The sequence below is a fragment of the Streptomyces sp. R41 genome (assembly GCF_041053055.1).
GTDB lineage: Bacteria > Actinomycetota > Actinomycetes > Streptomycetales > Streptomycetaceae > Streptomyces.
The window spans coordinates 10,082,801-10,100,222 of record NZ_CP163443.1 but is presented as its reverse complement, the minus strand read 5'-3'; the positions used below and the strand labels follow the sequence as shown (position 1 = coordinate 10,100,222).

The 17,422-nt window shown below is 68.4% G+C and carries 14 protein-coding genes and 2 pseudogenes; 9 read left to right on the top strand and 7 right to left on the bottom strand.

Going from position 1 to position 17,422, the window contains the following annotated elements; genetic code table 11:
• Positions 1 to 15 precede the first annotated feature (15 nt).
• A pseudogene (locus AB5J53_RS46005) lies at positions 16 to 372 on the top strand (cbb3-type cytochrome c oxidase subunit I); the annotation flags it as partial.
• 125 nt (positions 373 to 497) lie between these two features.
• Here the strand turns inward: AB5J53_RS46005 and AB5J53_RS46000 are convergent.
• From AB5J53_RS46000 to AB5J53_RS45990, 3 genes are all read right to left on the bottom strand, one after another.
• Positions 498 to 893: a hypothetical protein gene (locus AB5J53_RS46000; protein ID WP_369244356.1), complete on the bottom strand. Its 396-nt coding sequence runs from the start codon at positions 891 to 893 to the stop codon at positions 498 to 500.
• A gap of 94 nt (positions 894 to 987) precedes the next feature.
• Positions 988 to 1,554, bottom strand: coding sequence for a transposase (locus tag AB5J53_RS45995; RefSeq protein WP_369252050.1), 567 nt, complete (start codon positions 1,552 to 1,554; stop codon positions 988 to 990).
• A complete protein-coding gene (locus tag AB5J53_RS45990; RefSeq protein ID WP_369244355.1) occupies positions 1,551 to 2,090 on the bottom strand; it encodes a winged helix-turn-helix domain-containing protein in 540 nt (179 codons plus the stop codon). Before AB5J53_RS45990 ends, AB5J53_RS45995 begins: the two co-directional genes overlap by 4 nt.
• A gap of 62 nt (positions 2,091 to 2,152) precedes the next feature.
• Here AB5J53_RS45990 and AB5J53_RS45985 point away from each other — a divergent pair.
• Positions 2,153 to 3,493 (top strand): annotated as a pseudogene (locus AB5J53_RS45985) (cbb3-type cytochrome c oxidase subunit I); the annotation flags it as partial.
• Positions 3,490 to 3,843: a hypothetical protein gene (locus AB5J53_RS45980; protein ID WP_369251520.1), complete on the top strand. Its 354-nt coding sequence runs from the start codon at positions 3,490 to 3,492 to the stop codon at positions 3,841 to 3,843. The pseudogene AB5J53_RS45985 and the gene AB5J53_RS45980, both read left to right, overlap by 4 nt.
• Before the next feature lie 10 nt (positions 3,844 to 3,853).
• Here AB5J53_RS45980 and AB5J53_RS45975 read toward each other — a convergent pair whose 3' ends face one another.
• The gene (locus tag AB5J53_RS45975; RefSeq protein WP_369251519.1) at positions 3,854 to 4,867 is read right to left on the bottom strand and encodes a polyprenyl synthetase family protein; all 1,014 of its coding nucleotides are present in this window, start codon (positions 4,865 to 4,867) and stop codon (positions 3,854 to 3,856) included.
• 238 nt (positions 4,868 to 5,105) lie between these two features.
• Between AB5J53_RS45975 and AB5J53_RS45970 the strand changes: the two genes are divergently transcribed.
• Positions 5,106 to 6,338: a glycosyltransferase gene (locus AB5J53_RS45970; protein WP_369252885.1), complete on the top strand. Its 1,233-nt coding sequence runs from the start codon at positions 5,106 to 5,108 to the stop codon at positions 6,336 to 6,338.
• Positions 6,339 to 6,506: 168 nt separating this feature from the next.
• Here the strand turns inward: AB5J53_RS45970 and AB5J53_RS45965 are convergent, their stop codons facing one another.
• Entirely contained in the window at positions 6,507 to 7,160 is a 654-nt protein-coding gene (locus AB5J53_RS45965; protein WP_369251518.1) for a TetR/AcrR family transcriptional regulator, read from the bottom strand.
• 195 nt (positions 7,161 to 7,355) lie between these two features.
• On the opposite strand from AB5J53_RS45965, the gene AB5J53_RS45960 reads away from it, so the two are divergent.
• Positions 7,356 to 8,621, top strand: coding sequence for a YncE family protein (locus AB5J53_RS45960; protein ID WP_369251517.1), 1,266 nt, complete (start codon positions 7,356 to 7,358; stop codon positions 8,619 to 8,621).
• On the opposite strand, the gene AB5J53_RS45955 is transcribed toward AB5J53_RS45960, so the two are convergent.
• Both AB5J53_RS45955 and AB5J53_RS45950 read right to left on the bottom strand, forming a co-directional pair.
• Positions 8,614 to 10,482, bottom strand: coding sequence for an endoglycosylceramidase (locus tag AB5J53_RS45955; RefSeq protein WP_369251516.1), 1,869 nt, complete (start codon positions 10,480 to 10,482; stop codon positions 8,614 to 8,616). The genes AB5J53_RS45960 and AB5J53_RS45955 overlap by 8 nt on opposite strands.
• 105 nt (positions 10,483 to 10,587) lie before the next feature.
• Positions 10,588 to 12,567, bottom strand: coding sequence for a GTP-binding protein (locus AB5J53_RS45950; protein WP_369251515.1), 1,980 nt, complete (start codon positions 12,565 to 12,567; stop codon positions 10,588 to 10,590).
• A gap of 247 nt (positions 12,568 to 12,814) precedes the next feature.
• Here AB5J53_RS45950 and AB5J53_RS45945 point away from each other — a divergent pair, with 247 nt between their 5' ends.
• Genes AB5J53_RS45945 through AB5J53_RS45930 form a run of 4 tightly spaced genes read left to right on the top strand, consistent with a single transcriptional unit; the run spans position 12,815 to position 17,421 of the window.
• Positions 12,815 to 13,285, top strand: a complete 471-nt coding sequence (locus AB5J53_RS45945; protein WP_369251514.1) for a (2Fe-2S)-binding protein — start codon at positions 12,815 to 12,817, stop codon at positions 13,283 to 13,285.
• A complete protein-coding gene (locus tag AB5J53_RS45940) occupies positions 13,282 to 15,663 on the top strand; it encodes a xanthine dehydrogenase family protein molybdopterin-binding subunit (RefSeq protein WP_369251513.1) in 2,382 nt (793 codons plus the stop codon). Before AB5J53_RS45945 ends, AB5J53_RS45940 begins: the two co-directional genes overlap by 4 nt.
• A complete protein-coding gene (locus AB5J53_RS45935; RefSeq protein ID WP_369251512.1) occupies positions 15,660 to 16,514 on the top strand; it encodes a xanthine dehydrogenase family protein subunit M in 855 nt (284 codons plus the stop codon). Before AB5J53_RS45940 ends, AB5J53_RS45935 begins: the two co-directional genes overlap by 4 nt.
• Before the next feature lie 16 nt (positions 16,515 to 16,530).
• Positions 16,531 to 17,421, top strand: coding sequence for an AAA family ATPase (locus tag AB5J53_RS45930; RefSeq protein ID WP_369251511.1), 891 nt, complete (start codon positions 16,531 to 16,533; stop codon positions 17,419 to 17,421).
• The last annotated feature ends 1 nt before the right edge of the window (position 17,422 follow it).

Here is a 17,422-nt window from a genome sequence, read left to right as displayed (position 1 = left end):
GGACACAGGCGGGGCATGGAGAGCAACACTGTTACCGCGCCGCCCGCACCCCCTCCCGTGCGTGCGCGGCGTCCTGGACTCGCCGCGGTGAAGTGGCTGACCACCACCGACCACAAGACGATCGGCACGCTGTATCTGGTCACGTCGTTCGGGTTCTTCTGCGTCGGCGGGGTCATGGCGCTGCTGATGCGCGCCGAACTGGCCCGGCCGGGACTGCAGATCATGTCGAACGAGCAGTTCAATCAGGCCTTCACGATGCACGGCACCGTGATGCTGCTGATGTTCGCCACCCCGCTTTTCGCCGGCTTCGCGAACTGGATCATGCCGTTGCAGATCGGCGCGCCCGATGTGGCGTTCCCGCGGCTCAACATCTGAACTTGAAAGCGTGATGTCGGTGACGATCACCCAGCCGACGCGCGCGTGTTGGTGCGGTAGCTCAACGATCTACGAGTGGCGCCGGGCGGTGGGCTGGCCGACACGGAGACACCCGGGAGCGGTCATGGCCGCGGGCCGTGGACGACTTCGATCTCCAGCTTCGGGGTCTGATGGGAGTTCACCTGAATTCGGCCCCAGTCTCCGACGAGCGCGAACTCCCCGGCGATCCACGTGAACTCGTCGATGGTGCCGTAGTCGATCTCCCCGCTCGCATCCCGGGCCGGCGGAGTCCCCTGGTCAGTCCAGGTGAGGCCGCGGACGGCGTCGAAACAGAGCAGAGCCGGACGGAAGCAGGCCCGATCGTCTCCCAGCGGCGGGCCGAAGTTGGGATGCCCTGGATCGAGCATCAGGTCCAGCCTGAACATCAGCTTCCCCGGGCGGGCTTCGATCCCCAACACGTAGCTGCCCTCGAGCTGGATCTTCTCGAAGCCCGGCAAGCTGCGATAGTCCGCCCGCATCCGAGACCTCCCTGGTGCCCACGTCGTTCTACGACGACGACACGCTACCCCTGCCCATGCCCATCCCGGCCGCCCAGGATCAAGATGGGCACGCTCACCGCGTCGTCGCGAAGGCGGGGGCAGCGGTCGAGGGTGCTTCGCTGAACCTCAGTCCCGTTTCTGCGAAGCAGCCGTCAATCACCTGCGGCCTGTACTGCAACATCTTGAGCTTGCGCTTGACCGCGCGGGTGATCTGGCCGAGGTCGGCGGCCGCGAGGTTGCCGAGGTCGCGCTTCACCAGCGACCAGATGCCCTCGGTCGGGTTCAGATCAGGGGCGTAGGTCGGCAGCTGGAACACGATGAGCCAGTCGGAGTTCGCGGCGATGAAGTCCTTCATGCCAGCGGTCAGGTGGAGGCGTACGTTGTCCCACACGAGCACGATCGGGGTGCCGAGCTGGATGTGAGCACGGACGATGAGGTCGCGGAAGTCGCGCCACCCGAACCCCTTCGGCTCGCCCTTGCGGCCCCGGTACTCGCGGATCGCGTAGATCAGCCGGGATCGCTCGCCGGGCTTGTAGCAGGTCATCCCGGCCATCGACACCCGTCCGGAACCGCGGCCGCGCACTCGTACGACCGGTGTCTGGCCGACTCGGCCCCAGGTCCTGGCTCGCGGCGGAGTCATCGACTGCCCGGCCTCGTCCTCGAAGACCAGGTAGGCGCCGCGCTCCGCCGCGGTGCTCTTACCCGCGGCCAGATCTCCTTCTTCCACACCTCGACCGCGTCATCGTCACGCTCGATCGCCCGCCGCGTGGGCTGCTGCCATGACCAACCGTGCCGCCGCAGCAGCTGCCAGGTGCCCTCGACGGTGTAGGAGACGTGGAACAACCGACCGATCAACGTCTTGATCCGCGCCAACGTCCACCGCTGATCCACCCACCCATGAGCCAGCGGACCGCGCTCCAACTCCCGTTCCAGTCTCACGACCTGGGCTTCGCTGAGCTTCGAGCGCCCCGGCGAGCCCTTCGACAGCACGCCGGCCTCGCCCTGCTCGCGCCAAGCCCGGCGCCACCGCTCCACCGAACGCAGGCTCACCCGCAACGCGACCGCGATCTCCGCGTTCTTCTGCCCGCCCTCGAAACGCTCGACGGCCTGCAGCCGCAAACGCTCCCGCGCTGTCCTCCCAGCGTCGGTCAACCCGCCGCCCTGTGCATACCTCACCCGCACTGGACTACCGGCTCGGAGGGCCCGATGTCCGACGAACGGGACCGACATCACGCTTTCAGGTTCAGATGCTGGCGTATTGGCTCTATCTCTTCGGCTCATTGATTGCCGTCGGCGGGTTTCTGACTCCCCAAGGAGCCGCCGATTTCGGATGGTTCGCGTATGCGCCCCTGTCCGACGCCGTGCATTCGCCGGGCATCGGCGCCGACATGTGGATCATGGGTCTGGCCTTCTCCGGCTTCGGCACGATCCTCGGCTCGGTCAACTTCATCACGACCATCATCTGCATGCGCGCTCCCGGCATGACGATGTTCCGTATGCCGATCTTCGTGTGGAACGTGCTGCTGACCGGTGTGCTGGTCCTGCTGGCCTTCCCGGTCCTCGCGGCCGCGCTGTTCGCCCTGGAGGCGGACCGCAAGTTCGGCGCCCACATCTTCGATGCGGCAAATGGCGGAGCCTTGCTCTGGCAACACCTCTTCTGGTTCTTCGGCCATCCAGAGGTGTACATCATCGCGCTGCCGTTCTTCGGCATCATCAGTGAGGTCATTCCGGTGTTCTCGCGCAAGCCGATGTTCGGCTACATGGGTCTCATCGGTGCGACGATCGCGATCGCGGGGCTGTCCGTGACCGTATGGGCCCACCACATGTACGTCACCGGCGGCGTATTGCTCCCCTTCTTCTCCTTCATGACCTTCCTGATCGCCGTGCCTACGGGCGTGAAGTTCTTCAACTGGATCGGCACGATGTGGCAGGGGTCCTTGTCCTTCGAGACCCCGATGCTGTGGGCCACCGGCTTCCTGGTCACGTTCGTCTTCGGGGGTCTGACCGGCGTGATGCTCGCCTCGCCGCCGATGGACTTCCCCGTCTCGGACTCGTACTTCGTGGTGGCGCACTTCCACTACGTGATCTTCGGTACGGTCGTCTTCGCGATGTTCTCCGGATTCCACTTCTGGTGGCCGAAGTTCACCGGCAAGATGCTCGACGAACGCCTCGGAAAGATCACCTTCTGGACGCTGTTCGTGGGCTTCCACGGCACATTCCTCGTCCAGCACTGGCTGGGCGCCAATGGAATGCAGCGCCGGATTCCCGACTACCTGGCCGTGGAGGGCCTCACCACACTCAACACGGTGTCGACCATTTCCTCCTTCCTGCTCGGCCTCTCGCTCCTGCCGTTCTTCTACAACATCTGGAAGACCGCCAAGTACGGCGAGAAGATCGAGGTCGACGACCCATGGGGGTACGGCCGTTCGCTGGAGTGGGCCACTTCGTGCCCGCCACCGCGGCACAACTTCCTCACCCTCCCGCGCATCCGCTCCGAGTCCCCGGCCTTCGACCTGCACCACCCCGAAATCACCGCCGCGGGCCCACAGTTGGTGACGGCCACAAAGGAGCTCCGATGACCGCGATGGACGACCGTCCCCTGGAGGCGGGGGCCCTGATCAGCGAGCTCGAAGGCCATCTGCTCATCGAGGCCACCCGCGCCGAGGGACGCGCCGAAGCCGCCCGTTTCACACGCTCGCTGGCCTGGCTGACGGACTCCCAGCGGGAGGAGGTAGAGGCACGCTTCCAGGAGAACTACCTTGCGCTCACCCGGCTTTCCTGGGAGCGCACCGCCCAACGCGGCAGGGAACTGCGGGCGGAGTACGAGGAGCGGTACCGCTCGCTTCGACGGCGGCTGTGCGCGGGATTTCTGTTCGGCGCCGCCCTCGTACTGGCTGCGGCCGTAGTGACGACCGTGTCGAGCGGCTAGCTCGGCACTTCTACACCGCGCCGGAGTCGGTGGGATCGGTCTGGAGCAGCATCCGGGAGGATTCGTCCACGAGGTGCCGCAGCGCGGACAGATACGCCGCCTCACCGCCCAATTCGTCCAGAATGCGGCGTGCTTCGTCGCGGAACTCGTTGATGTCCTTCTCATACCGGCGAAGAACGGCAGGTGAGAGAAGTACGTCGGTGAGTTCCGCGCGGGCGTGCCGAGAATTCCTCGCGGCGGAATGAAGCTCCAGAACCCGCTCCGTGGACTGAGGAGCCGCCTCCTCGAGGGCGCACGCCAGGAGGTAGGTCACCGTGCCGTTCAGGAGGTCTTCATTGCGGCCGGACAGGATGTCTTCCTGGTCGTTGAAGATCTGCCACAGGATGCCGAAGACATTGCCGAACTCGCGCCAGAGCTCCACTCTCCCCTTCTCAACGCCCGCCAGTTCGGCAGCCATGGCCGTGACCATGCTGAAGGGGGCACCCGATTTCCCTCTGTACGCCGTGACCACCGCATCACGCGTCGTGGCGGCCACATCTCCGCGAAGGTCACTCAACTGGCCCTCGGTCGCGAGGATCCAGCACTTCACGGTCTCGGCCGACAGAACGCCGCGCACCGATTCGGGAATCCGGGGAGACTGAACGACCAGAAGCGGCAGTGGATTTCCGCTGATGACGGCGGCGAGCAGAGCCTCGCTCTCGCTGAGGTCACCGGCGACGAACGCGCCCTGCCCATCGGCGAGATCGTCGAGATAGCACGCCGAGGTCCACCAGAGCTCATGCACGACAGCCAGCGGAACAGCAGGTTCGGGCGTGCCGGTCTCCACGGCATGGACGATCATCGGCAGCACCGACAGGGGGTATGTGAACGTGCGGTGCTCCAGCAGTTTGGCGACGGTCGCCCTGACGGATTTCGCCGAGGGGCCAAGTCGTTCGAGCGCGGATTCCGTCTCCGCCTCGATATCCGCGGAAACCCGGCGATGCAGATCCAAGTACGATATCGATTTCACGTAGCCCCACCCCACCCTCGAGATCAATCGAGCATCGATTCGATCATTCTGGCTTGAAGTGAGCTAGAGCGATTTCCGGCCATGACCGGATCACCGTAAGTCAGTGTGCCCGCCGACGCGGCGCCGGATACGACCGTCGCCACTCGTGGGGCGACGCTCGCCGCCGGAACGCCCTGGACGCGAAAACGAGTCGCACAGCCGCGGGCCACCGGCCGTGAACCCGGGCATACTGACCGTCGTGCGAGTTGCGATCATGTCCGCGGGATCGCGGGGCGATGTGGCGCCGTACACCGGGCTCGGGCACGGCCTGGTCCGGGCCGGGCACCAGGTCACTCTGGTGACGCACGGGTGTTTCGAGCCGCTGGTGGCCGGTTCGGGCGTGGGATTTCACGCGCTGCCCGTGGATCCCCGCGCGGAGCTGGAATCCGAGCGTGGGCAGGGGCTGCACCGCAGTACCACCGGCGCCGGGAAGCTCATCCGGGTCGTCGAGATGGCGCGGGCGCTCGTCGGGCGGATGACCGACGATCTGATCGAGGCCGCTCACTCCAGTGACGTTCTCCTGCTGTCCAGTTCCCTGGGGCCACTCGGGCATGCCGTCGCCGAAGGGCTGTCGCTGCCCAGCATGGGTGTCTATCTCCAACCACTCGCCCCGACAAGGGAGTTCGCGCCTCCGGTGACCGGCGTGCGCTCATGGGGGCCCGCGGTGAACCGGGCGGCCGGGCACGGCGTGAACATGGCCGTCGAGCGGGTCTTCGCGGAGACCGTGCACACCCTGCGGGCCCGGCTCGGCCTGCCGCGCATCGGCCCCGGCGCCGCGCGCCGCGCCCGTGAGCGGCAGGGCTGGCCCGTGCACCATGGATTCAGCCCCCTCGTGGTGCGCCGCCCCCGCGACTGGCGGCCCGGCCTCGATGTCACCGGGTACTGGTGGCCCTACGACGGCACGGACGCCCAACTGCCCTCCGCGCTGCGGGACTTCCTCGACGCCGGGCCTCCCCCGGTCTTCGTGGGCCTGGGCAGTGCCACCGTGCCCGATCCCGAGCGGCTCAGCGCAGAGGTCGTACGCGCCCTGCGGGCGAGCGGGCTGCGCGGGGTGATTCAGCGGGGCTGGGGCGAACTCCGGGCCACCGGGGACGACATGTTCACGGTCGGCGAGGTGCCGCACTCCGTGCTCTTTCCGCGGATGGCCGCGGTAGTCCATCACGCGGGGGCGGGGACGACGGCGGCCGGGTTGCGGGCCGGGGTGCCGGCCGTGCCCGTGCCGATCCAGTTCGACGAGGGGTTCTGGGCCAACCGGCTCGTGTCCCTCGGCGTGTCGCCGGGGGCCGTGCCGCTGCGGGCGCTCAGTGCCGCTCGGCTGACGTCCGCTCTCGTAGGGGCGACAACGGACCCCTCGTACAGGCGGCGGGCGCAGGCTCTGGCTGCGCGGATCCGGGCCGAGGACGGGGTGGGCCCGGTGGCCGAGGCGGTGCACCGGGTGTCGGGCTGAGGTGAGGAGTTTTCCGCCCCCTCAACCCCTGCCCATTCCCGACCTTGGGGGCTCCGCCCCCAAGCCCCCATCGGCCTTGGCGGGCTCGTCCTCAGACGCCGGACGGGCTGAAATCGGCCCCTCCGGCGTTTGAGGAGCAGCGGGTCTGGGGGCGGGGGCGAAAAACGACTACCCGCACCACCCCTCCGGCCGCAAGATCCCCAACAGCTGCCGCACCAACTCCTCCACCACCTCATCGAGCGTCGCGTCCACCCACCCGGCACGCCAGTCGTGCAGAAGTCCATTCACGCTGCCGATGAACGCGGTCGCCGCGATGCGATAGTCGCGCGGAGCCGCCTCGCCCCGGGCGGCGGCCACCGCCGCCTCGGCGCAGATGAAGTCGACCCACCGGGCCCGGCGAGCGAGACGCTGCTCCTCCAACCGCGGGCTGACGCCGATGATTTCGACGAAGGTGATGCGGATCCGCCGCGGATCGCTCGTCACGTTCGCGGCGTAGGCGCGGAAGATCGCGGTGGCGCGCTCGGCGAGCGGCAAGTCCTGCGCGTCGGCGAGCGCGGCCAGAGCCGCTTCCTCGGCCCAGTCGTTGACCTGGAGGTGCAGCGCGGCGAGGACGTCTTCGAGGGTGCGGAACTCCTCGTAGAACTGCCGCGTCGACAGACCCGCCGCCTCGCTCAGCGACGCGACGGTGGTGGACCGGAACCCGGGGCTGTCGCCGAAGAGTTGGAGCGCGGCGTCCAGGAAGCGTGCGCGCCGCTCGGCCTGCCGCTCCTCGGCGGTCCTGCCCCCGTAACGGCCGGTCGGCTGTTTGAGCCTGCCCGCCACACGTTCCTCCCTTGCCGGTCCGACGAACTGTTCGACCCTCCGACGATTTTGTCGTGTACGGACCCTTGTGGAGAGAGCCGCCCCCTCCTTACTTTCCAGTAAGTCATTCTGAACGCGGTCGTGTTCAGATTTCCCGTCGCCATCTCTTGTCATGCCCTCGGCACTCGCACCCCCCGCCTACGACAAGGACCCACCATGTCTGTCCGGCCCACCAGGTCTGCTCTCAGACCCAGACACCTCTGTTCCCTCGCCGCCGCCCTCGCCCTCACCCTCGGCGGCACGGCGACCGCCGCCACCGCACAGGCCGCCGCCGATCTGCGCGAGGTGATGTTCGTCGGCAACAACTGGGACGGCACCGCGGACGTCATCAAGTCCACCGGCGACTTCGCGAAGATCGGCCGGATCAACGTCATCCCGGACAAGGACGAACGGCTGGCCGCGATCAACGCCGATCCGATCAAGTGGGCCTACTTCATGGCCATCCGCAACGGGGTCGGCGAGGGCCACGACCAGTTCGTCGACGACATGTACTCCACCCCCGACGGCACGTCGGTGGTCGTGTCCCGTCCGAGCTTCGCGGACGTCGTCTCGATCGACCTCGCCAGCGGACACATCAACTGGCGCTTCCCCGTGTCCGGTTATCGCTCCGACCACATGGCGGTCTCCCCCGACGGCACCCGCGTCGCGGTCTCGGCCTCGACCGCGAACACCGTGCACGTCCTGGACATCAACACTGGCAAGCAGCTCGGCTCCTTCGCCACCGGCGACAAGCCGCACGAGAACATCTTCACCCGCGACGGCAAGTACATCTGGAACATGGCGATCGGTGACGTCAACACCGCTCTCGACGAACCGTGGCTGGACTGGACGAAGGGCGACCGGCACATCACCGTCGTCGACGCGACCACCTTCAAGCAGGTCAAGGTGATCGACATGCGGCAACGGCTCGACGCGATCGGTCTCACGGACTACTCCGACGCGGTCCGGCCCGCCGTCTTCAGCCCCGACGAGTCCAAGCTGTACTTCCAGGTGTCGTTCTTCAACGGCTTCCTCGAGTACGACGTCGCCTCCGACAAGATCACCCGGGTCAAGACCCTGCCGAAGAACCCGGCGACCAGCACCGACCGCACGACCTGGGTCAACGACTCCCGCCATCACGGCATTTCGATGAACCCGGCCGGGACGAAGCTGTGCGTCGCCGGGACGATGGACGACTACGCGACCGTCGTCGACCGGGCCACCCTCCAGGAGGGGCCGCTCGTCACCGCCTCCAAGCCGTACTGGGCGACCGTCAGCGGCGACGGCAAGGACTGCATCGTCTCCGAGAGCGGCGCCGACCAGGTCACCGCCATCGAGTTCGCCACCGGGCAGAAGACGGTGTCGGTGCCGGTCGGCGACCACCCCCAGCGCGTTCGTCTCGGCCATGTGGGGGCGAACTGGACGGGCCCTTCGGCTAGTTGACCGCCGTCGCGGCCCACGACGCCAGTTCGGTCCGCGCCGCGCTCAACAGATCGGCGGACGGCGCCGTCGCCCCGTTGGTGACCAGCGCGTAGTGCAGAGTCCCCGAGCCCGGTGCGGTGAGCAGCAGACGGCGGCTGCCGGTGCCGCCCGGCTCGGGGGCCACCGCGATCGGGGTGGTCGTGGTGTAGGCGGGCGGGGAGATCGTCGCCCCGAGGTCGGACACCACCGTCGTGGCCGAGGTCGGGAAGGACGCCGGCAGGTGGAGTTCCGTGGGGGCCGCGCTGCCGTCGGAGCGCCAGAGCAGCAGCCCGTACTGGCCCGCTCCCACCAGCTGGGAGACATGCGGCAGAGACGACGGGATCGGATTCCAGGTCAGCGTGGTGGAGCCGTCACGTGAGCGGTCCTCGTAGGTGAAGGCGACCGTGGTGCCCGCGGTGGCGCTGGGGTAGAGCCGGTCCAGAAGGCGCGCGTCCTGGCGCAGGGCGGCGGTGCCCGAGTCGTCCAGGCGTACGGCGGAGAGGTCCTCGTCGTTCCAGGCGTCGCCGGAGGTCAGGACCTTGTCGGGGTTGTCGTTCATCAGCTCGTGGTGGCGGCCGTTGTAGATGTCCCACTGCCACTGGGCCCCGGAGAGGACGGGTCCGGAGGATGCCGCCTTCGACCACCAACTGGAGCCCGGCAACCGGGAGTCGAGGGCCTGGTACATCGCCTTGACGACCGTCGGGGCCTTGTCCGAGACCGTTCCGGAGAGCGGGTGGCCGAATTCGCTGACGATCGCCGTCGTCCCCGCCGCCGAGGCCCGGTCGCGTACCGTCCCGAAGTCGGTGGCGTACTGGCCGTCCCCCGCCTTGCCCCACATGAGGATGCCCGAGATCGCCTTCTGGTCGTAGAAGTGGGTGTTGAACACATAGCGCGAGCCCAGCGTGCCCGCGTCCAGCAGGCCGCCTTCCTGCTTCTGGGAGTCGATATTGGCGTTCCAGAAGAGGTTCGGTTCGACGAAGGCGGGCTTGCCCTGCCAGCCGGCCGCGTCCATGCGGGCCCGGAACTTCACATAGAAGGGCCAGAGGACGTCTCGCTCCCACGTGCGGCTGGTCTGCCCGGAGTCGTAGCTGCCCGCGTACGGCTCATTGAAGGGGTCGAAGCCGACGACGCCCGCGAATTGGGCGGTGGTGAGGTGCTGTTTGACGTACGTCATGGTGGCCTGGGCCGTGTCGAGGAAGGCGCCCTGGACACCGTAGGCGTTGTGCCAGAAGTCGTACGACGCCTGCTTGACGGCCCCGTTCTGGGTGATGTTCTGGCCCCAGAAGAGACAGATCCCGCACGACTCCTGGGGGTAATTGCCCGCGTCCACAGCCCACTTGGGGGCGCCGTCGCCGCTGTACCAACTGCCCGTGTTGAAGAGATAACGGGAGTAGAGGTCCTGGTGGAAGTCGGGGTACACGCGAATTCCCACGTCGAGGAAGGCGCGCAACTGGTCGGTGGCCGCGGCGAGATAGGCGGTGTCGACCTGTCCGCGTACGGGTTCGGCGTGCGCCCAGGAGAGCAGGAAACGCACGGAGTTGCCACCGCCGAGGGCGCGCAGCGCGGTCGCGGACTTCTTGGCGTCGGCGACCGAGGCGAAGGGCAGCCCGCTGTTCTCCTCCAGCTTCGTTTCGCCGGAGACGTTGTAGCCGCGCAGCACGACCTCGCGGCCGAGGCCGTCGGTGAAACGACCGTTCGCGACGGTGAGCGTGGTCGACGCCTGGGTGTCGAACCACAGCGAGTCGGGGAGGGGGTCGGCGGCCGCGGGCTGTGTGCCCGCGGCCGTCAGCAGGCCGGTGATCAGCACGAGAACGCCGAGCAGACGCGCACGTAACTTCGACATGTCCACTACAGTCCCGTTCGCATCAGGACGCGTCAATGGTTCTGACTTATGAGTAAGTTTCTACTTCTTCCATCCGTCTCATGGGCCTCGTACGCCCCATAGATCTCAACTGCCGACCCGTCGCGTCACGTTCAGCAGGTACTCCTTCCGGTCGAGCGGGTTGAGGTCGGTCCGCGGCCGGTCCGGGACCGTGCCTCGCACGACCGGCGCGTAGTGGTCGAAGGCGCACTCCAGCTCGCCCTCGCCGCGCGTCAACCCCGGTAGCTGTCGCTCCAGTTCATGCACGTGGGCGACCGGGACGACGCCCTCCAGCACACATGAGGCGCCGCGAATTTCCGTGGTCTGCGACACGGCGCGCTGTTGGGCGAGCACGGGCAGCACCGCCGCGAGTGTGTCCGCCGGGGCCTCCAGACGGAACCGGTGCATCGGCTCGTACACCTGGCTGCCCGCCTCCCGGAGCGCGCTCATCACCACCAGCGGTGTCAGGCCCCGGAAGTCGGCTCCGGTGCTGGACATGCTCTTGTCGAAGCCCTGGTGGGCGTGGCTCTGCCGTGGTGAATAGCCGGAATGGGTCATGGTGACCGTGCAGTCGGTGACCTGCCATCCGTGGATTCCCTGCCCCAGCGTCTCCTTCACGGTGTCCTCGACCGCCTTGAAGAACGCGTACGGCATCGCCCCCAGTTCGACCTCCAGCCGGAATTCCACACCGGAATCGACCGGCGCCGGATCGATGCGCAGTCCGACGGTCGCGAGAAACGGATTGGCGTCCTTCTTGTTGAACTCGACCGCCGCACCGGTGCCCACGGGCCGTTCGATGCACAGGGGCGTCGTCTCGCGGAACATGACGTCCATACCGAACTCGTCCGCCAGCGTCGCCTGGATGACCTCCTTCTGCACCTCGCCGTAGAGCGACACGGAGATCTCCTTGCGCACTTCGTCGTGCCGAAGATTGATCAACGGGTCCTGTTCGGCGAGTTGAGTCAGCGCGACATGCAGGGCGCCCTTGTCGGCCGAATGACACGGGACGACGACGGTTTCGAGCGTCGGCGGGGAGAAATAGTGCTCCTCGATCGGCGATTTCCGCGGTGCGCCGATCATGTCGCCGACGCGGATGTCGCTCAGCCCCCAGAGTTTGCCGATCCGCCCCGCCGCCACGGCCTCCTCCCGGGCGGCCGAGCCCTGGTCGAAGACGCTGATCGCGGTGACCTTGCCCTCCGCACCGTCGCGGAGGGTCAACCGGTCGCGCGTCCGCAGTGTCCCGGAGAACATCCGCGCGTACGCGATCTTCTCCCCCGCGGGTCCGCGCTCGACCTTGAAGACGGTGCCCGAGACCGGACCATCGGCATCGCCCTCGGCCGAGGGCAGCAACTCCTTGATCCCGGAGATCAGTTCCGCGATGCCCGCTCCCGTCATGGCCGAGCCGAAGAACACGGGGTGCACCAGGGCCTCCCCGGTCTGCCGCACAAGAGCGGCGCGGAGCCGGTCGTACGACACCCGGCCGTACGCGGCCAGCAGGTCGTCGTCGTGCTCGGCGAGCGGATCGAGGAGGGACGCCTGGAGCCCGGCGTCGTCGAACGGGGTGAAGCGAGCGTCCCGCGTGCCCGGTTCACCCACCTGGCCCATCGGGACGATCGCCGGGGTGAGCCGCGTGGAGATGCCCTCAAGTACACGGTCGTACTGCGCTCCGCCGCGGTCGATCTTGTTCACGAAGACGAGCGTGGGAATCCGCAGCCGCTGGAGCGTCCGCATCAGCACACGAGTCTGCGCCTGTACGCCCTCCACGGCCGAGACGACGAGTACGGCGCCGTCGAGCACGCTGAGCACCCGCTCCACCTCGGCGATGAAGTCCGGGTGGCCGGGGGTGTCGATCAGGTTGACGGTGATGTCGTCGATCGCGAAGGAGACGACGGCGGATTTGATCGTGATGCCACGCTGTCGTTCGAGCGCGAGGGAATCGGTCTGGGTGTTTCCGTCGTCGACGCTGCCGATCTCGTCGATGACCCCGACCGAGTGCAGCAGCCGCTCGGTCAGGCTTGTCTTACCGGAGTCTACGTGCGCCAGAATTCCCAGGTTGAGCATATGCACCGGGCGTCATGTCCTTTGAAGTGGGAGTGATTCCTTCCTGGGTGGACATGAGCGGTGTGCGCATTGCTGCTCCTCGATCTTGGTGGACGCGTCCCCCGTAGTGCAGCAGTCGGCGGCGTGCGACAGCAACGGATTAACGCTCAACAAATGCGTGCCGCACCGCTCGCCCCCCTCGACGCTCGGCCCTAGAGTGACGCACGTCACGTAAAATGGCTGATACCCCTCACCTGGCTCTCTGGGAGGGCACATGACCCGTATATCGGTGAAGGTGGACGGCACCACGTACGAGGACGAGGTCGAACCCCGCCTCCTCCTGGTCCACTACCTGCGAGACCGCCTGGGCCTGACCGGCACCCCCATCGGCTGCGACACGTCGAACTGCGGGGCCTGCACGGTCGACCTCGACGGGGAGAGCGTCAAGAGCTGCTCGGTGCTCGCCGTCCAGGCCGACGGGAGCGAAGTGACGACGGTCCAGGGGCTCGCCCGGGACGGGGAGTGGCATCCGCTGCAGACGGCGTTCCACGAGCGGCACGCCCTGCAGTGTGGCTACTGCACACCGGGAATGATCATGGCCGCCCGGGATCTGCTCCGGGAGAACCCCGACCCGACCTCGGACGAAGTGCGTGAGGCCCTGGAGGGCAACCTCTGCCGGTGCACCGGCTACCAGAACATCGTGCGCGCGGTCCTGGCCGCCTCCGGGCAGGAGGTCACGACATGACCGACCAGGTCACCGAGCGCGAGGTCGGCCGCTCCCGGCCGCGCAAGGAGGACGCCCGACTCGTCACCGGCCAGACCAACTGGACGGACAACATCAGCGTCAACGGACTGCTGCACCTGGCGATCCTGCGCAGCCCCATGGCGCACGCCCGCATCGACCGGGTCGACGTGGCACCCGCGCGCGAACGCCCCGGCGTGGTCGCCGCGTTCAGCGGCCGTGACCTCGCCGAAGGCCTCGGCTCCCTGCCGTGCGCCTGGCCCGTCACCGAGGACATCGTCCTCCCCGACCACCCGCCGATCGCGGTCGACGAAGTCCGCTACGCCGGCGACCCGGTGGCCGTCGTGGTGGCCCGCGACCGGTACGCCGCCGCCGACGCCCTGGAAGCCATCGAGGTCGACTACACGCCGCTGCCCCCGGTCCTCGACCTGGAGGCCGCCCTCGCCGAGGACGCCCCGCTGGTCCATTCCGACAAGGGCACCAACCGCTGCTACGACTGGCCCCTCGCCACCGGCGAGGACTACGCCCCGGTCCGGGAGCGCGCGGATGTGGTCCTCAAGCGCCGATACGTCCAGCAGCGGCTCATCCCCAACGCGATGGAACCACGGGCGGTGGTCGTGACGCCGCTGGCCGCCTCCGGCGAGTACACCGTCTACTCCGCCACCCAGATCCCGCACATCCTGCGGATCATGCTCTCCATGGTCACCGGCGTCCCCGAGCACAAGCTGCGGGTGATCGCCCCCGACGTGGGCGGCGGCTTCGGTTCCAAACTCCAGGTGTACGGCGAGGAGGCCCTCGCGCTCGCCGTGGCGAGGCGGCTCGGCCGCCCGGTGAAGTGGACCGAGTCGCGGTCCGAGGGGTATCTCGCCACCCATCACGGACGCGGGATGATCCAGGACATCGAGGTCGCCGCCACCAACGAGGGCAAGCTGCTCGGTCTCAAGGTCGATCTGCTGGCCGACATGGGCGCGTACCTCATGCTCGTGACTCCGGGCATCCCGATCCTGGGCGCCTTCATGTATCCGGCGATCTACAAGATGGACGCGTACGACTTCACCTGCACCGGCGTCTTCACGACCAGGACGCCCACGGACGCCTACCGCGGCGCCGGACGCCCCGAGGCGACGTACGCCATCGAACGGATCATGGACGAGCTGGCCGTCGAACTCGGCCTGGATCCGATCGAGCTCAGGCGGCGCAACTGGATCCGTCACGAGGAGTTCCCGTACACGGCCGTCGCGGGACTGACGTACGACAGCGGCAACTACGAGGCCGCCACCGACAAGGCGCTCGCGCTCTTCGGGTACGACGAACTGCGCTCCGAGCAGCAGAAGCGCAACGAGCACGACGACGTGGTGCGCCTCGGCATCGGTGTGTCCACGTACACCGAGATGTGCGGGCTCGCGCCGAGCCGGGTGCTGCGGGATCTGCGGTACGCGGCCGGTGGCTGGGAGGCGGCGAGCATCCGTATGCTGCCCACCGGCAAGGTCGAGGTGGTCACCGGCACCAGCCCGCACGGGCAGGGGCATGTGACCTGCTGGAGCCAGATCGCCTCCGACGTGCTGGGGGTGCCCTTCGAGGACGTCGAGGTGCTGCACGGCGACACCAAGGCGGCGCCGCAGGGCATGGACACCTACGGCTCGCGGTCGCTCGTCGTCGGCGGGGCGGCCGTGCATCACGCCGCCCAGAAGGTGGTGGAGAAGGCGCGGAAGGTGGCCGCGCACCTGCTCGAAGCGAGCGAGCACGACCTGGAGTTCACGCACGGCGTGTTCTCCGTGAAGGGCTCGCCCGAGGCGCGCAAGACCATCCAGGAGATCGCCTTCGAGACGTTCTCCTCGCACGACCTGCCCGACGGCATGGAACCCACCATCAACGCCGAGCACCTGGTCGACCCGGAGAACTTCTCCTACCCGCACGGCACCCACCTGTGCGCCGTCGAGGTCGACACCGAGACCGGACGGACCACCATCCGCTCGTACGTCTGCGTCGACGACGTCGGCCGTGTCATCAACCCGATGATCGTCGAGGGGCAGGTGCACGGCGGGGTCGCGCAGGGCATCGCGCAGGCGCTGTACGAGGAGGCGGTGTACGACGACGAGGGCAACCTGGTGTCGGGCACGATGGCCGACTATCTGGTGCCCTCGGCTGCCGATCTGCCCGAGTTCGTGACGGACCGGACGGAGACGCCGGCCACCTCGAATCCCTTGGGTGCCAAGGGAGTCGGCGAGGCGGGCACCATCGCCTCGACGCCCGCGGTCGTCAACGCGATCGTGGACGCGCTGCGCCCGCTGGGGGTGACCGAGCTGGCGATGCCCTGTACGCCTCAGCGGGTCTGGGAGGCCATCGAGCAGGCTCGTTCCGGAAAGGACGGCTCAGCATGATTCCCCCGGCATTCGAGTACGCCAGGCCCGCGAGCGTCGAGGAGGCCGTGCGCACCCTCGCGGACGCGGGCGAGGACGCGAAGGTGCTGGCCGGCGGGCAGAGCCTGCTGCCGTTGCTCCGGCTGCGGCTCGCCTTTCCCGAACTGGTCGTCGACGTCGGCCGGATTCCGGAGCTGCGCGGGATCCGCGAGGACGAGGGCACGCTGATCATCGGCGCGATGACCTCGCACCATGACGTCATCCGCGACCCACGGGTACGCCGGCACGCCGGGCTGCTCGCGGCGGCCACGGCGACGGTCGCCGATCCCGCCGTACGCCATCGCGGCACCCTCGGCGGCTCGCTCGCGCACGCCGATCCGGCCGGTGACCTGCCCTCCGTGATCCTCGCGCTCGACGCGACGCTGATCGCGGAGGGGCCGGCGGGGCGGCGCGCCATCCCGGCGCGCGAGTTCTTCGTGGACTATCTGCAGACAGCACTGCGGCCGGACGAGCTTCTGGTGGAGGTGGAGATCCCGACGGTCGGCGGCTGGGGTTTCCACTACGAGAAGTTCCAACGCGTCGCGCAGGCCTGGGCCGTGGTCGGCGTGGCGGCGCTGGTGCGGCGCGACAACGGGCACATCGCCGAGGCCCGGATCGGGCTGACGAACATGGGCTCGACGCCGCTGCGTGCCGGGGCCACCGAGGAGGCGCTCGTGGGCGCCGCGGCGCCGGGCGCGGTGCAGCGGGCCGCCGAGGTGGCGGCGGACGGGACACACCCGTCGTCCGATCCGTCGGGCTCACCCGCCTACCGCGCGCACCTCGCCCAGGTCCTGACCAAGCGGGCGGTGCTGGCCGCCGGCGGGATGGGGTGAGGAGCCCATCACCGATATGGCCGTGGACGGCTTGAGCGGTCCGGACGAGGTGCGGGCCCGCCTGGAGAAGACGGGGTACCTCGTCGACGACGGGCTGGCCGTGGCCTGCTTCCTGGCGCTGCGGCTGCACCGGCCGATCTTCTGCGAGGGCGACGCGGGCGTGGGCAAGACCGCGCTCGCGTCCGCCCTCGCCGAGGCGACCGGCGCTCCGCTGATCCGGCTGCAGTGCTACGAGGGCATCGACGCGTCGCAGGCCCTGTACGACTGGGACTTTCCGCGCCAGCTCCTGCACCTGCGGGCCGCCGAGGCGGCGGGCGTCACGGACGCCGACCGGCTCGAAGGCGAGCTGTACGACCGGCGGTTCCTCATCACCCGGCCCCTCCTGCAGGCCCTGGAGACCCATCCGTCGGTGCTGCTCGTCGACGAAGTGGACCGCGCGGACGACGAGTTCGAGGCGTTCCTGCTGGAACTGCTGTCGGAGTACGCGGTCACGATCCCCGAACTGGGCACGCTGCGCGCGAAGTCGCCACCGGTCGTGGTCCTCACCTCCAACCGCACCCGCGAGGTGCACGACGCGCTGAAGCGGCGCTGTCTCTACCACTGGTTCGACCACCCCGGCTTCGCCCGCGAACTCGCCATCGTGAGACGGAGGCTGCCGGAGGTCACCGAACGGCTCGCCGAGCAGGTCACCGCGCTCGTCCAGGCCCTGCGCGGCGAGGACCTGCTCAAACCGCCCGGCGTGGCCGAGACGATCGACTGGGCCGAGGCCCTGCACGCCCTTGGTGCGACCGAGGTGGACGCCGAGCTGGCGGTGGCCACGCTGGGGTCGGTACTGAAGTACCGGGAGGACGCCGAGCGTGCCCGGGGTCTCGACCTGACGTCGATCCTTTCCGCCCGGGGGGCGTAGC

What these genes read in the sequence shown, in the direction of transcription:
- AB5J53_RS46000 (WP_369244356.1), bottom strand. Translation starts at nt 893, where the DNA reads ATGCGGGCGGACTATCGCAGCTTGCCGGGCTTCGAGAAGATCCAGCTC.
- AB5J53_RS45995 (WP_369252050.1), bottom strand. Translation starts at nt 1,554, where the DNA reads ATGACTCCGCCGCGAGCCAGGACCTGGGGCCGAGTCGGCCAGACACCG.
- AB5J53_RS45980 (WP_369251520.1), top strand. Translation starts at nt 3,490, where the DNA reads ATGACCGCGATGGACGACCGTCCCCTGGAGGCGGGGGCCCTGATCAGC.
- AB5J53_RS45970 (WP_369252885.1), top strand. Translation starts at nt 5,106, where the DNA reads ATGTCCGCGGGATCGCGGGGCGATGTGGCGCCGTACACCGGGCTCGGG.
- AB5J53_RS45960 (WP_369251517.1), top strand. Translation starts at nt 7,356, where the DNA reads ATGTCTGTCCGGCCCACCAGGTCTGCTCTCAGACCCAGACACCTCTGT.
- AB5J53_RS45955 (WP_369251516.1), bottom strand. Translation starts at nt 10,482, where the DNA reads ATGTCGAAGTTACGTGCGCGTCTGCTCGGCGTTCTCGTGCTGATCACC.
- AB5J53_RS45945 (WP_369251514.1), top strand. Translation starts at nt 12,815, where the DNA reads ATGACCCGTATATCGGTGAAGGTGGACGGCACCACGTACGAGGACGAG.
- AB5J53_RS45940 (WP_369251513.1), top strand. Translation starts at nt 13,282, where the DNA reads ATGACCGACCAGGTCACCGAGCGCGAGGTCGGCCGCTCCCGGCCGCGC.
- AB5J53_RS45935 (WP_369251512.1), top strand. Translation starts at nt 15,660, where the DNA reads ATGATTCCCCCGGCATTCGAGTACGCCAGGCCCGCGAGCGTCGAGGAG.
- AB5J53_RS45930 (WP_369251511.1), top strand. Translation starts at nt 16,531, where the DNA reads ATGGCCGTGGACGGCTTGAGCGGTCCGGACGAGGTGCGGGCCCGCCTG.